This window comes from Terriglobia bacterium, assembly GCA_020073085.1.
Taxonomy (GTDB): Bacteria; Acidobacteriota; Terriglobia; order JAIQFV01; family JAIQFV01; genus JAIQFV01.
In genome coordinates this window covers 272,237-286,251 of the sequence record JAIQFV010000001.1, presented here as the reverse complement: position 1 = coordinate 286,251, position 14,015 = coordinate 272,237, and the positions used below count along the sequence as shown (strand labels likewise).

General features: G+C 57.3%; 9 protein-coding genes. 3 read left to right on the top strand and 6 right to left on the bottom strand.

Annotated features, from left to right (window positions below):
• Positions 1–6: 6 nt before the first annotated feature.
• The gene (locus LAO21_01100; protein ID MBZ5551286.1) at positions 7–1,413 is read left to right on the top strand and encodes a phosphoglucomutase/phosphomannomutase family protein; all 1,407 of its coding nucleotides are present in this window, start codon (positions 7–9) and stop codon (positions 1,411–1,413) included.
• Between the two features lie 396 nt (positions 1,414–1,809).
• On the opposite strand, the gene LAO21_01095 is transcribed toward LAO21_01100, so the two are convergent.
• The 4 genes from LAO21_01095 to LAO21_01080 all read right to left on the bottom strand — a co-directional run bounded on the left by LAO21_01095 (position 1,810) and on the right by LAO21_01080 (position 6,279).
• Positions 1,810–2,394 carry a hypothetical protein gene (locus tag LAO21_01095; protein MBZ5551285.1) on the bottom strand — a complete coding sequence of 195 codons (585 nt, stop codon included), beginning with the start codon at positions 2,392–2,394 and terminating at the stop codon, positions 1,810–1,812.
• A 356-nt stretch (positions 2,395–2,750) separates the two neighbouring features.
• On the bottom strand, positions 2,751–3,524 hold the full coding sequence (locus tag LAO21_01090; protein ID MBZ5551284.1) for a class I SAM-dependent methyltransferase: 774 nt from the start codon (positions 3,522–3,524) through the stop codon (positions 2,751–2,753).
• 72 nt (positions 3,525–3,596) lie between these two features.
• Positions 3,597–5,366: a hypothetical protein gene (locus LAO21_01085; GenBank protein MBZ5551283.1), complete on the bottom strand. Its 1,770-nt coding sequence runs from the start codon at positions 5,364–5,366 to the stop codon at positions 3,597–3,599.
• Positions 5,367–5,496: 130 nt separating this feature from the next.
• Entirely contained in the window at positions 5,497–6,279 is a 783-nt protein-coding gene (locus tag LAO21_01080; GenBank protein ID MBZ5551282.1) for an ABC transporter ATP-binding protein, read from the bottom strand.
• A 575-nt stretch (positions 6,280–6,854) separates the two neighbouring features.
• On the opposite strand from LAO21_01080, the gene LAO21_01075 reads away from it, so the two are divergent.
• Positions 6,855–7,499: a hypothetical protein gene (locus LAO21_01075; protein ID MBZ5551281.1), complete on the top strand. Its 645-nt coding sequence runs from the start codon at positions 6,855–6,857 to the stop codon at positions 7,497–7,499.
• Here the strand turns inward: LAO21_01075 and LAO21_01070 are convergent.
• Complete coding sequence (locus LAO21_01070) at positions 7,460–9,655, bottom strand: patatin-like phospholipase family protein (GenBank protein MBZ5551280.1); 2,196 nt, start codon at positions 9,653–9,655, stop codon at positions 7,460–7,462. The genes LAO21_01075 and LAO21_01070 overlap by 40 nt on opposite strands.
• A 336-nt stretch (positions 9,656–9,991) precedes the next feature.
• Positions 9,992–11,551 (bottom strand): peptidase S10, encoded by a 1,560-nt coding sequence (locus LAO21_01065; GenBank protein MBZ5551279.1) that lies wholly within the window; start codon positions 11,549–11,551, stop codon positions 9,992–9,994.
• A 263-nt stretch (positions 11,552–11,814) separates the two neighbouring features.
• Between LAO21_01065 and LAO21_01060 the strand changes: the two genes are divergently transcribed.
• On the top strand, positions 11,815–13,899 hold the full coding sequence (locus LAO21_01060; GenBank protein ID MBZ5551278.1) for a S9 family peptidase: 2,085 nt from the start codon (positions 11,815–11,817) through the stop codon (positions 13,897–13,899).
• Positions 13,900–14,015 lie beyond the last annotated feature (116 nt).

Sequence of the window (14,015 nt, the reverse complement as noted above, 5' to 3'; positions counted from 1 at the left end):
GGAGATATGTCCTCCATAGTCTTTGGAACCGATGGATGGCGTGGGGTCATCGCCGACGATTTCACTTTTGACAATGTCCGGCTTGTGGTCACCGCCATCGCCCGATACGTTAACGAGACCGCTACGGGGCGGAAGGTGGTTGCGGTCGGCTATGACACGCGGTTTGCCTCTCCGGAGTTTGCCCAGGTGGCTGCCGAGGTACTCTCAGCGCACGGGATTGAGGTGTTGCTCTCGAATGATTGCGTGGCCAGTCCCATCCTTTCTTTTGCCGTGAGACACTACCGGACCTCCGGCGGCGTCATGATCACGGCCAGTCACAATCCGGCGCGGTGGAACGGCGTCAAATTCAAGGGAACCTACGGAGGCTCGGCCAGCCCGTCCATCATTCATGAGATCGAAAAGCGATTGCCGGCAGCGATAAAGGAGCAAGAGAGGCCTCCGCGGTTTCGATCCGGAAAGATCCGGGTGCTCGATTTCAAAGGTCACTACCGTGAGTACCTGAAGCGGACCGTGGACTTTCGCAGGCTGCGCAACGCGCGCGTCCGGGTGCTGGTGGATGTGATGTATGGCGCAGGCCGGGGGACCTTGAAGGGCATTCTCACCGATCTGGGGATTTCCTGCCACGAGATGCGCGGCGAGATTAATCCCGCCTTTGGAGGGATCAACCCGGAGCCCATCGATTCAAACCTGGCGGAATTGCGGACGGCACTGCAACGGGGCCGATTCGACGTCGGGTTTGCGAGTGACGGGGACGCCGACCGCATCGGGGCCATGGATCGCACGGGCCTCTTCATCGATTCGCATAAGATTTTTTCAATGATCCTCGAACATCTGGTCGGCGTCCGGAAGATGCACGGCGAAGTGGCAAAGACCTTTTCCACAACCAAGATGATCGACCGTATCTGCAAACGCCATTCGCTGGTTATGCATCAGACCCCCATCGGGTTCAAATATATTTGCGACCTCATGCTGAGTCGTAGAATTCTAGTAGGCGGCGAGGAAAGCGGGGGGATCGGGATCACCCGCCATCTTCCGGAACGCGACAGTTTTCTGTGCGCGCTCCTGCTTCTGGAAATCATGGTCCACCAGGAGAAGTCCCTCCGCGAGGTGGTCAGCGAGTTGATGAAGAACTATGGGGCGTTTTATTTTGACCGGCTGGACCTGCATGTGAACGACGCTGTGAAACGCGCCGCCATTGGGGGGCTTACCCGGCATCCGCCACACAAGATATCCAATTACCTGGTGGCCCGGCGCGAGAACCTGGATGGGTTCAAGCTGCTCTTTAATGACGACGAATGGGTCTTGATCCGTCCCTCCGGCACCGAGCCGATGCTTCGCCTCTACTGTGAAGCGCGTTCCCCCCAAAAGGTCAAACGCATCCTTACGGCGGCCAAAAACCTGGTTTATGGATAGAAGGAATGGCTGAAGTGCGTGGAATCAGATTTCTTCTCTCATGAATCAGGGTAATGAGGGGGAGCTCCGTTTTCACGACAAGGGGAGAGATGTCCTCCTCCGACTAATGACTCTCGTTTGACGGGCCAACTCCGGGGGGCGCAGTTTCCCATGCTTGATTGGGTTGGGGGAGGAGGTCGGTGGAGGTAAGATTGGGCGGAGGGCGACTCGATGCAGTTGATGCCGGGCGGTACAAGGGGTGAATCCTGGACCCCCGCTTCCTCCTCGCCCAAATTAAGATGCTCTGGGCGATGATCCCTCACTGCCGATTGGTCTTCCACCCCGGAAGGGATGCGTGGAAGGAAATCGCGAAGCAGTTTATTTCAATCAGACCATCCGCAGGACAATCGCCATGGCCTACCCGGCTACGTAGTCTTCCTCCCCGAATAAGGCGGCAGGGAATCGGGGGGCACTGGTTTCCGAACTGAAGCTCTTCATGCTCTCGTCAAACATCCTGTCATAGGCCTCACCCCCATGGGTGGGGACGGTGCAAGTGACGACAATCACTCTGCCCTCCCTGCCATGGAAAAAATACTCCGCTTGCCGGAGCACTCTCCCGTTGAATTCCATCTGGGTGACCACACGGATCCCCCTCTGCCCAAACTTGGTAATGAAGTCGGATTGATTCGGGGTTCTGAACTCATTGCCACTGACACCCTCAAACAGTTTGGGGAGTCCCCTGAGCCTTGCGGCGACGAAGCCATCAATGGAACCCAGGGCAGGTTCGTCCACGACACTGATATTGGGAGCAAAACCGTCGACGGCCGGAGCAAAGACCATCCGGTACTTCTGGTTGGCCACTTCCTCAATGCTCCAGTCCGATGGAACACTAAACGAAAAACCGCCTTCAGGTTCAACATACCGGGCCACGGTGGTCTGGCCAAGGCAATTCAAGGTTCCGGAGAAGAGGATGAAAAGGAGGAATAATGACCTTCTGAGCATGGGATTAGATTCCTTTCGAGGTGGATCCCGGCCGGTCTGATGAAGGGAATGGAATGACTGGAAGGTACGTGCCGAATGGACTCCATCCATCAGGTCAGGTGACTGTCCTCTTCCGATCCGGAATACGGCGCTCTTGCTCAACTCTCGCCGTCCTCATTCTAGAATCGGCGATGGATTGCTTGGCACGGAACGTAACGGCAGGATCGGCAAGTTCCTCGTCCGTGGCCGGCGCCACCCTCGTATGGTCTTATCGGCTGAGGTTAGATTGAACTGTAGGAGAAAATGAGAAGGAACCGGACGAAAAAAGACAATGAGATTTTGGAGGAGATTTCAAATCTCGGTGTGAGTGGGGACCGTTAAGAAGAACTCACTTCAACCGCTCGTCGTCGACTCAGGCTTGTCGCGGGGCAGGGTTTGCACGCCATGAAAGCAAAACAGCTCTTGGGGAGGGGTAATCTTCCGTAACTGGGCAGAGAGCGTACCGAGAATCCTGCCTGGCGAAGTTGTTTCTTGATTTCGGATCGTTCAAATAACTGCAGTCTGTGGGTTTCTTGATCGCGGCGGTAGAGTCTTCCACTCTTCCGAAATGTCGTGATCCGACGCGTCAACTGTTTCTTTCTGGCGTCTTCCACGACGCTAACGAGGATTGCCCAGCCCTTCCCCTCCCAGTACCTTGAGGGCGGGACATTCCCTCTCCCGGGCCCGGCCATGTCGAAAAGAAATAGCCCCCCCGGCCTCAGGGCTGTGTACACGCGACGGAACAGCCGGAAAAGCCCACGGAGGTTGTTCTTCTCGTCAAACCGATAGTTAAAACATTCGCCCAGCGACGTAACGGCATCACAAGGCGGCAAAGTGACCTTTAGATACGATCCGGTTTGAAATTTCCCGCCGGGAACTCGCTTTCTTGCGATCCTGATCATGGCGGGCGAAAGGTCGAACCCCCAAACCTCGTAGCCTGCATCGGAGAGCTTCTGTGCCCATATTCCACTCCCGCAGCCGAGGTCGACGATGACCCCCTTCGTTATCCCCGCCTGGCCCAGGATTTTCAGCAATCCCTCCGCAGCGGACTTCGGGAAACCGCCAAAGCCGACATCGTGAATATAGGAAAGGTCGTCCCTGTAAGCGTTCATTCCATCTCCGGTGAAAGCGGAACATAATTAAAACCATGGAAAATGAGAATCACCATTCGCCTTCGGGGGGGCCTACTCGACCTCCGTGATGACGGCTTCCAGGATCTCCTTTTCTCGCCATTGGAGCAACCGGCCGAGCCGATCCAGGCTGATCCAGTAGAGGAACACAAGGAGGCCCGTCATGACCAGCGACATGAGCAGGTTCACCAGACCCGCAGAGAACCACCCCAGATAATCAAACACGAATCCTAGAGCCGGAGAGATCAGAATCGGAATCAAAGCGATGGGAGAGAGCATTTGTGATAGGAAAATGAAGAAGGTGGTCTTCGCCGAAACCTTGGTGGGTTTTAGCGATCCGACCGCGATGCGGTACGGGACCATGATCGAGGCGAAATTCCCCAGGATACTCAACAACAAGAAAGCCCCAAGCAATTGGAAACAGCTTGCAACGAAAGGAACGACTCCAATGTGTAGAAGAACCGTGAATACCCCCAAAAAGATCAGTCCCAATCCAATTGCGATGGGGAAGAGGGTGAGATTCTTTGCAAGCAGGTAGTGTTTGCGTTGAGTTGGCAGAAGCACGAGGGTGCGAAATCCGTTACGCTCAAAACCGAACTGGTTGAACATGAGTTGAGTCAATCCAAAAGACGAAAGAGCCACGGCGGCACTGGCCACAAAGGGTTTCAGTTTCTCTGAAGGAAGGGCCCAGGTCTTGGAGAGGAAGAGGGCTGAGAAAACCACGATCATAATAAAATTCGTGGCCAACGACATTTTCACCTCAGGGGCCCGTGTGAGGCCCCTGAAAAATGCCAGCGATAAGGGCGCAGTCTCCCGGGGAACGATCGGAAGGTCCTTCTCCAGAAAATTCTTTCCGGCGTGTCGGAGGGAGGGGGCCAAAGTGGTTTCGGCGGGAGGCAGGTCCTTTCTGGTCGGAGGTCTGTCACCGGTCTGTTCCCCAAAATAAAATCGTCGAGTTGAGCGGTAAGCTCGTGCCAGGCCCAAAGAACCAATCAAGAGGGCTGCCAGTGAGCCTGCTACCGCCGGCCACGCGCGCCCGGAAGCCAGGGCTGAGGCGCCCCCGCCCACCCACAATGGCGGAACATATCTGTGCGCAGACAGGAACGTGGGCGAAAGCGCTAACCGGTCTTCAAGGCTCCTTCGCGGCGCCCTGAGGCGGCGTTCCGACGAGGAGCGGTTCTCAAGGGTCCCGCGGCGCCCGGGATGGGAGACGATATTGAACAGGTTGGGCAATTGGGCGAGCACGATGATGGCTGCCGTTGCTCCAACAATGAGGGCGCGCCGACGGCGCGGGTTGGCCATCAGTGCGACCAGCCAGCCCCGGAGATAGTACGTCCACGCCGTCATCATAAAGAGGAAGCCGAGAATCAGAGGAACCAGCCCGATCATCGGCCACCCCTTGCTCCACACCAACCCCAAACAGAGCCCGATCATCCCCGGCATGAACAGGACGATTTCAAAGGTGAAATGGGAGGCGATGTAATTCACCAGGAAGACCTGTTGGAGGGAAACCGGCAGGTGCAATAACTTCTTGATGTCGAGGGATTCCGCCCGCTGGATTTCACGGACGATTCCAAGAATCCAGAAGAAGAGGAAAATGCCGATGATGAAGTCCCACACCAGCATCAGGACCAGGGGAGGGGCGTTCCTGAGCGGCCACGCGCCAAATATCACCCCGCCAAAGAAGCCGCCTACTGAAACAGTCAATCCCAAAGCAGTGAGGACGACGGTGAGGACGGCGTTCAACTTGCCGCGGCGGGAAAACTGGTTTCTCATCAGGCGCCAGCGCAACCACAGGACGGTTTTTAACTGATTCCAGTTCATGTTCATTCCCTGTGAATCCGCCGTATACACGAGGCGATATTAAAGGCCGGTGATCCGGCTCTCGGTCTCACTGGACCGTCTCTTGAAAGCGGGGAGACCATTCCCCCCCCGGAGGATCAGAGGCCTGAGCTTATTCTTCCAGCCAGCTCAACTTGCGGGCCTCCGCCTGTTCGCTCCCAACCGTTTTCAGAAAGACATCCTCAAGCGAGCCCTTTTGACGGATCTCGTCCATCGAAGCCTGATGCACCAGTTTCCCTTTGGCAATGATGCCGACATCGGTGCAGAGTTTCTCGACAATCTCGAGAATGTGCGAGGTGAGAAACACGGTGGCGCCGCGCTCGACCGCGCGCTTGAGGATGTCGCGCAGGACGCGAGACGAGACCGCATCGATGCCTTCAAACGGCTCATCCAGAAACAGGAGATCCGGGTCCGCGATCAGCGCTGCCGCGAGAGCCAGCTTCTTCTTCATGCCGTGTGAGAATTCGAGGGTGAGCTTCGTTTCTTCGTTCTCGAGGCTCATCATTTCCAACAATTGCTGGCAACGCTCGCGCACGGTCGGAAGCGGCAGCAAGTACATCCGTCCGATAAAGGTGAGGTATTCGCGTGCCGTTAGATTGTCAAAGAGCGCAAAATCTTCGGGAACCACTCCCATTCGGCGCTTCATCCATCGGGTCTCGTCCGTGTCCGCCATCGGCTGGTCGAATATCCGGATCGATCCGCTCGTCGGTGCCAGCAGGCCGGTCAACATTTTCATGGTGGTCGATTTTCCTGCCCCGTTGGGACCTAAGAAGCCGTAAAACGTCCCCACCTCGACTCGCAGGTCGAGGCCATCCACGGCATAGAGATTTCCAAAGCGCCGCGTCAGTCCGCTCGTTTCGATGGCATGGGTTGTTTGAGGGGTAGGAGTGATCATCTTCGATGGATCAAGCCCGTCTGTGGTCTCCCCGAATTCGATGGATTGGCCTGGGTCCCTCTGCATTGAGGCCGAAGGAAAACGAGATGACAGCCGAACAAATTGGGAACTTCAGGGGACCACGAGGTCTTCTCCCGTGAAAGGTCCGGTCGAAGAGAGTATACGTCAGGGATTCCAAAGAGGTAAATCAGAAACGGCAATTCGGGGGAGGAATCAGGGGTTGCAATACAATCCGGTGCGGGACCCGGATGGTCAGCGCTCCTCGGCCTCACGGGAAAGATCGGCTTGGGGTGCCGCACGCATGCGTTCTTTGCATGCATGCGCCTGCATGGGTCACGGGAGCGCCAGGATGATCTGGTGAGGCAATCCGGCGGAGTGGGGTTCGCAGACATGCAAAAAGCGCATGTCTGCGGCACCCGGATGGTCTGTGGTCCTGGGCCTCATGGGAAAGATTGGCTTGGGGTGCCGCACGCATGCGTTCTTTGCATGCATGCGCCTGCATGGGTCACGGGAGCGCCAGGATGATCCGGCGAGGCAATCCGGCGGGGTGGGGTTCGCAGACATGCAAAAAGCGCATGTCTGCGGCACCCGGATGGTCTGTGGTCCTGGACCTCATGGGAAAGGTTGGCTTGGGGTGCCGCACGCATGCGTTCTTTGCATGCATGCGCCTGCATGGGTCACGGGAGCACCAGGATGATCCGGCGAGGCAATCCGGCGGGGTGGGGTTCGCAGACATGCGCACCGCGGCGGTCACATATCTGCGGCACCCGGATGGTCTGTGGTCCTGGACCTCATGGGAAAGGTTGGCTTGGGGTGCCGCACGCATGCGTTCCTTGCATGCATGCGCCTGCATGGCTCATGGGAGCGCCAGGATGATCTGGCGAGGCAATCCGGCGGGGTGGGGTTCGCAGACATGCAAAAAGCGCATATCTGCGGCACCCGGATGGTCTGTGGTCCTGGGCCTCATGGGAAAGATTGGCTTGGGGTGCCGCACGCATGCGTTCTTTGCATGCATGCGCCTGCATGGCTCATGGGAGCGCCAGGATGATCTGGTGAGGCAATCCGGCGGGGTGGGGTTCGCAGACATGCAAAAAGCGCATGTCTGCGGCACCCGGCGTTCTTTGCTTGCATGCGCCTGCATGGCTCATGGGATCGCCCGGCTTCAAGTGCCCACGATCGGTCAGAACACCTTTCCCAACTGGAAGAACCATTTTCGGTGAGCACTGTCTCCCAAACTGCCGCCGATGAAAGCCGGACCGAGGACCGTTTCGACGACCAGCCCAACTGCCCCGTCGTTGGGCAGACCCGTGACGTTCGACAGGTTGTAGGCCTTCCCGACTTCATACAGGCCTGAGATGTAAATGGCATTACCCAGGAAGGGAGGCAACTGGGCCAACCGGTGGAGATAGCCCGCCCGAAAATAGAAGTACTGGTTCGTGAGAAATTCATTGATGCCATAGGCGGCCAGCCGCGATGGCCCGCCCAGCGAGAAGGGCGGCAAGCCCGTTTGATTGTGTCCGAAGGTGGTTCCCCCGGCCGCCAGCAGATAGATCGAAGCGGGATCGCTGATCGGATGGAAAACTTGAAAGGTCGCCTCCGAGAGCGGGAACCCCGAGTGGGCGCCGAGATTAGCATCGACCCATTGTGCCTTCCATTCGAGTCCAATTCCCCGGCGAGGAATCACCGGGCTGTCCAATCGATCCATGATCAGACGGAGCGAGCTCGCACCCGTTCGCGCACTTTGCGAGGGAAGCAAAGGGTTGCCAATACGCCGGCTGGCATTGAGATAACCCACCTCATAGCCGAGACGAAGTTCACTGAACCGGTCGAAGGAGTACCCGAAATCGGCGCCCACCTCAGTCCGGTTCATCCGGTATTCGGAGAGGAGTGTATTTCGAGAATAGATATTGAAGGAGGAACTGCTTGCCCCGGCTCGTGGGGCAATAAACCAACGGCTCGACGAGGTCAGGGGATGATAGTACTCGGAGCGAATGGCATACACAGTGCCGAGCGAGAGATCGGAGCGCAGTTCCGATCGATATCCCCCTGCATCCTGAAAGGTCAGCCGTCCGCCAAAAGAAAACTGGACACTCTTGGGGTCGGACCCGTTGACAACGAATCCCGGCTTGAACACGGGTGGTGCATAGTCCTTTTCGTCGGCGAGGATCAGGAGCCCAGGTTGTCCGTTCCGCTCGGTGATCGAATAACTGAGCCGGTTAAAGCGACCTACGCCGGTCAGCCGGGTGAGATCCCGCTCCAGCTGTGCCGGTTCCATCGGTCGACCCATATATCCCGAGAGCTCCTTCTGGATGTCGCGAGCCATCTCTGTGCTGGTTCCTCTTACCTCCACGAACTGCGGCGTGCGTTGAGAATGGATGCGCCGCGACTCGCGCCGCGCGAGGACCTGCTGCCAGGCCTCCTCATCGACAGAGAACTCAGAAAGAATCTTCGTTTTCCCTTGGGCCGCGGCGTATCCCCGGGGCACAATCTCACCCGCTTTCTTGAAGTCCAGGACGGAGTAATTCCCGGCATCGACGGTAATCAAAATGTCGGCCAACTCCATCCCACGAAGTTCGTTGGCGCCAATCATGACCTCGATGGATCGCTGGGCCACCCCTAATAGAGACCCTAAATCCCTCGGATTAACAGGAGCTGAACTTAAGTGGACGGCGATGACGATGTCTGCCCCCATCTGCTTCACCACATCCGTGGGCAAGTTGTTCAACAGCCCGCCGTCCGCCAAGACTGTTCCAGCGTGTTTGACCGGTGAAAAGATTCCCGGCAAAGACATGGTGGAGCGCAGAGCTTCTGCCAGCGAGCCCTCTTTGAAGACGACTGGCTTTCCGGAAACCAGATCGGTTCCCACGCACCGAAATGGAATCGGCAAATCATCAAAATTATTCGTCCCGGAGTAAGAGAGGACTAAGCGGTCCAAAATGAGGGACACCTCGTGGCCGGAGTTCAATCCGCTCGGCAGTTGGGGGCCGTGGCGCAGGCCCACAATCAGCCCATTCGGATTGGCACGGAGATCTTCCTTGCGACGGAAGTCGAGATCCAGGTAGGGCGTCCTCCCTGCCAACACCTTGTCCCAGTCGATTTCCTTGATTAGTTCTCGAATCTCATCCGGTCGTTTGCCGGTGGCATAGAGGCCCCCGACCAGACCTCCCATACTGGTCCCCGCGATGTAGTCGATAGGGATCCGGTGTTCCTCAAGCCATTCCAATACACCGATGTGGGCCAGGCCCTTGGCTCCTCCACCCTCCAGAGCGATGCCGATCTTCGGACGTGCACGTGACGGCGAGGACTGCTGTCCCGAGGTGACGTCATTCAAGAACAAGAGAAGCAAGGTCAAAATCAGGGGAAGGCGTGATCTCACAAGATCCTCCATGGAAATCATCAATGCAGTGGACACTCCGGTCCAGCGATAGGCTGCTTCGGGTCGAATTATGTGTGGAGCGAAGGCTAAAATCGAGAGGATTCTTGAGTTCATCCTTCCGGGAACTTCTGTTCTCGGGATGCCTTGGAAAGGGACGAGTATTGAATGGCGATCAGCATGAGCTTCGGACACAACTGCCCACGGGAGCGTTTTGCCCGGACTTTAATCAGGTGTTACTGGAATTTGGGTTTTGTTTGAAATTTGGGATTTGGATTCTCTTGCTCGGATGGCGGGATCATTCCGCGCTGCCCCAGATATCCATCCGGTTCGTTCCCCTTACGGCCTGGTTGCAGCCTCAATGAACCGAGCAACGTTCTTCTTGAGTTTGGCGAGGGACTCCTCATTCAAATACATCATATGGCCCGCATCGTAGTAATCCATGCGGATATGGCCCTGGAGCATTTCAGGCAGGCCGAGGTGATCCATAGTGTACTCGGTGGCGAAAAAGGGGGTCGCCAGATCGTATAGCCCGTTTTCAACCTGAATCTGGAGGTGAGCATTGGTTATCATGGCCTGTACCAGATCTCCCATGACATTCGGAGAACCGGGGAAACCTCCTCCCCGGGCCTCGCCGCGTTTCCAGTTCCAGTTCCGTCCCGCGTCGCGATTTCCGAGAACATAGTGCTTGTCCCCGCCGAATTTTAATTCATCCCGGACATAATAGTTGAAGGCGGCTGTAAATGCCCCCGAAACGGCGGCACTCTGAGGATCGTAGGTGGCGTTTTCCGCGAGCAGATCTTCGATGGGTCCTGAGAACCGTGCATCCAGGCGGCCGGTGGTGCGGCCGCCACTGCGCTGCAACTCTTCCCTGAATTGGCCCAGCGTGACCCGGAGATTGGCCTTCAAGAGGTAATCTTCACCGAGGCCGGTATAGCCCGCGAGCTTCTTCGCTACAGCGCCTTTTTCAGCCCCGCTGAGCTTTGCCCCTTTCATCAGGGCGTCAGCGTACTCGGTTGCCGCGAAATGGCGCGCTTGCTCCAAAAATGCGCTGAAATCTTCGGGCCGGTTCTTCAGGATTTTATGGTAGGAGGCCGTGGCGGCGTAACTGGGAAGATAAAAAACGTAAGGCATGTCCTCGCCCGGATGGAACGAGAGAGTGCCCAGGTCGAGGACCGTTGAGATCAGGTCGATTCCGTTGAAATACATCCCATCGCGGGACTGCAGGTAATTGGCCAGCGCGACCGAACGGAATGTTCCGTAGCTCTCGCCGATCAGGAATTTCGGTGAGTTCCACCGGTCGTTGCGGTTGACGTAAGTGAGGATGAACTGCGCCAGCGACTCGACATCCTCGTCGACTCCCCAGAAGTCCTTATCTTTGGCTTTTCCGACGGCCCGGCTGAAGCCGGTGCCGACGGGGTCGATGAACACCAGATCCGCCTTGTCGAGCGGGGAGTTCGTGTTGTCTTCGATCTTATAAGGGGCAGGCGGCGTCGCCTGAGCATCCGCGGTTACCACGCGGCGGGGACCAAAGGCGCCCATGTGACACCAGGCCGAGGAGGATCCCGGTCCCCCGTTGTATAGAAATGCAAGGGGCCGCTGGTTCAAATCCTTCACGTCGGCCCGCGTGTAGGCGATGTAAAAGATGGCGGCGGTCGGCTCGCCATGCGTATCCTTGATCAAAATCGTCCCCGCCGTTGCCTTGTAGGGGATTGCTTGCCCGTCGATGCGAAGGGAGTGTTCGGTTACGGAGGATTCCTCTTTGGGGGGCGGAACCTCGCTGGCAGCCTTGGCTCCTGCAGCCTTCGAATCTCGCTCCGGCGTCTGCGCAACACCTTTTGTCGCCTGCCCCGAAATCAAAAGTATAGCCAGCACACCAGGACCCCAAATGCTTCGCATTGTTGCCGCCCTCCCGAATAAAAGTGCGAATTGCATGAATTCAAGTCAACTGAGTGGAAGGGATTCTATCTGGTAAGGAAACGACAAGTCAACGGCAAGCCAAGGGCCACGACCGGAGCCTGGACATTTGGAGCCAGCCGCTTTACCGCTCGCCACAGAATCGTTATACTTCGCGTGCCCCATCAAAAGCTCCAGGAGACGTCCTGCCGGGTGCAGGACGGCTCGACCTCTGAAATCAAATCTTGAACCAAGCGAGGACATCCATGACAACACTCCAGCCTCCCCCAAGGGCCGCAGGAACGGGTGCGAATTTATCCTTCCGGGTCCTTCCAGCAGGACGATGGCTTCAGGCGGGCTTCCTGCTGCTTTTAGCTCTGATTCCTATCGAGAGAACCCTTTTCGCCGCAAGGCACATTGAACTTGCCGACGCACAGAAACTTGTCGGGGTATCCGATCCGCAGATCTCCCCTGATGGGAAATCGATTGTCGTCCTCGTCTCGCGGGTGAACTGGAAAGAGGATCGGCAGGACAGTGAACTGGTGCTTGTTGATATCGCGACCGGGTCTGAGCGTGTCCTGACCTTTGATCGGAAAGGTTTGGGCTCGCCCCGCTGGTCGCCAGACGGTGATCGACTGGCGTTTGTTGCCGCGGTGGGAACGGGAAAAGAGGCGCATGAACAAATCCTTATCCTTCCAATGAACGGCGGGGAACCCCGCAAGATAACTGACGCGCCAGAGGGTGTGGAGCAGTTTGCCTGGAGCCCGGACGGGAAGGAGATTGCCTACGTGACTCCGGACGAGCCGGCGAACAAAGAGGACATCAAGAACCACAACGACGCGTTTGAGGTGGGGAACATCGATTTTTTGGCGACGTCAGCGCCGACTCCTTCCCATATCTGGATGATCCCTGCGGACGGCGGGAAGGCTCGCCGGCTCACCTCCGGTTCCTGGAGTCTTGCCAAGACGCTGCCTCCCTCACCTCCCGCATCCCCCCTTTCCTGGTCGCCGGACGGGAAGTTTCTCGCCTTTACAAAGCAGGCCACGCCATTTCTCGGGGACGCCAATCAGTCCGTAGTTGAGCTCCTCGATGTCGCCACCGGAAAAATCCAGAAACTGACCCCGCACGCGGACTTGGAGGGCTTGGGGGTGTACTCACCCGATGGCGCCCACATCGCCTATCTCTATTCTCGTGACGGGAACATCAACAATGAGAATGAAATCTATGTCACCTCTTCCACCGGCGGGGAGGGTGCGGACACCACTCGGTCCATCGATCGCAACCTGGTCCGCGCCATCTGGATGCCCGACAGCAAATCCCTCCTCGTGGGCGGGCACAGTGGCCCACATGTCTCAATGTGGATCCAGCCTTTGGAAGGGCCGGCGAAGCCAGTCAACCTGGGAGATGTCAATCCCTCTTGGTTGTTTTGGATCGATGCGAATGTGGGGAAAAGCGGAGCCATTGCCTTCGCGGGAAGCTCTTCACATCATCCCACCGAACTCTACTACTTGTCCTCGGCCGATTCAAAACCCCAGCGACTGACCGATTTTAATCAGGAGGTCGCTGCGCTGGACCTCGGGGGTGAAGAAGCATTTGAATGGCAGGGCCCGACTGGGTTTAAGGAGGATGGAGTGCTGGTGCTCCCGCCCGGATTCCAGAGGGACAAAAAATATCCCTTGGTCCTTCACCTTCACGGGGGCCCGCAAGCCGCCTCTGTCCTCAACTTCAGTTTCTTCGACCAGTTGATTGCATCTCACGGATACGTGGTCTTCGAACCGAACTACCGGGGCAGCGACAACCTCGGCAACGCCTATCAGCGCGCCATCGAAAAGGATGCGGGGGATGGGCCGGGCCGGGATGTGATGGCCGGAATGGCTGAGCTCGAGAAGCAGGGATTCATCGACTCCGCCCGGATCGGTGTTTCCGGCTGGTCGTATGGGGGATATATGACCTCGTGGCTCATCGGCCATTATCACAACTGGAAGGTGGCTGTGTCGGGGGCTGCGGTGAACGACGTGGTCGATGAGTACAACTTGAGCGACTTCAACGTGATTGATGGGCTTTCGTTCGGCGGCTCTCCCTGGCTGGGTGACAACATGAAGTTGTATCGAGAACAGTCGCCCATCACATACGCCGCCCAAGTGAAGACTCCAACGCTCATCCTGTGCGACACCGGCGACTTCCGCGTTCCGATTACTCAGTCCTACAAGATGTACCACGCATTGAAAGACAATGGCATCCCGGTGAAATTTTATGCCTACCCCGTGCGCGGCCATTTTCCCGGCGATCCCGTTCGACAGAACGACGTCTTCAAGCGATGGCTGGACTGGCTGGATCAGTATTTGAAGTAGTGCGACGACCTGCGTCCGGGTGACGCCCCCGTTACTCTCTTGGCGGTATGGCGCCGGAGTCTCTTGGGACATGTTTCCTGGGAGGAGGAAACCCCTCACTGAGGCCTGGAGAAAGC

Bases quoted from the DNA above. Each gene is read 5' to 3' on its own strand.
- LAO21_01100 (MBZ5551286.1), top strand. From the start codon at position 7: ATGTCCTCCATAGTCTTTGGAACCGATGGATGGCGTGGGGTCATCGCC.
- LAO21_01095 (MBZ5551285.1), bottom strand. From the start codon at position 2,394: ATGCTCAGAAGGTCATTATTCCTCCTTTTCATCCTCTTCTCCGGAACC.
- LAO21_01090 (MBZ5551284.1), bottom strand. From the start codon at position 3,524: ATGAACGCTTACAGGGACGACCTTTCCTATATTCACGATGTCGGCTTT.
- LAO21_01085 (MBZ5551283.1), bottom strand. From the start codon at position 5,366: ATGAACTGGAATCAGTTAAAAACCGTCCTGTGGTTGCGCTGGCGCCTG.
- LAO21_01080 (MBZ5551282.1), bottom strand. From the start codon at position 6,279: ATGATCACTCCTACCCCTCAAACAACCCATGCCATCGAAACGAGCGGA.
- LAO21_01075 (MBZ5551281.1), top strand. From the start codon at position 6,855: ATGTCTGCGGCACCCGGATGGTCTGTGGTCCTGGACCTCATGGGAAAG.
- LAO21_01065 (MBZ5551279.1), bottom strand. From the start codon at position 11,551: ATGCGAAGCATTTGGGGTCCTGGTGTGCTGGCTATACTTTTGATTTCG.
- LAO21_01060 (MBZ5551278.1), top strand. From the start codon at position 11,815: ATGACAACACTCCAGCCTCCCCCAAGGGCCGCAGGAACGGGTGCGAAT.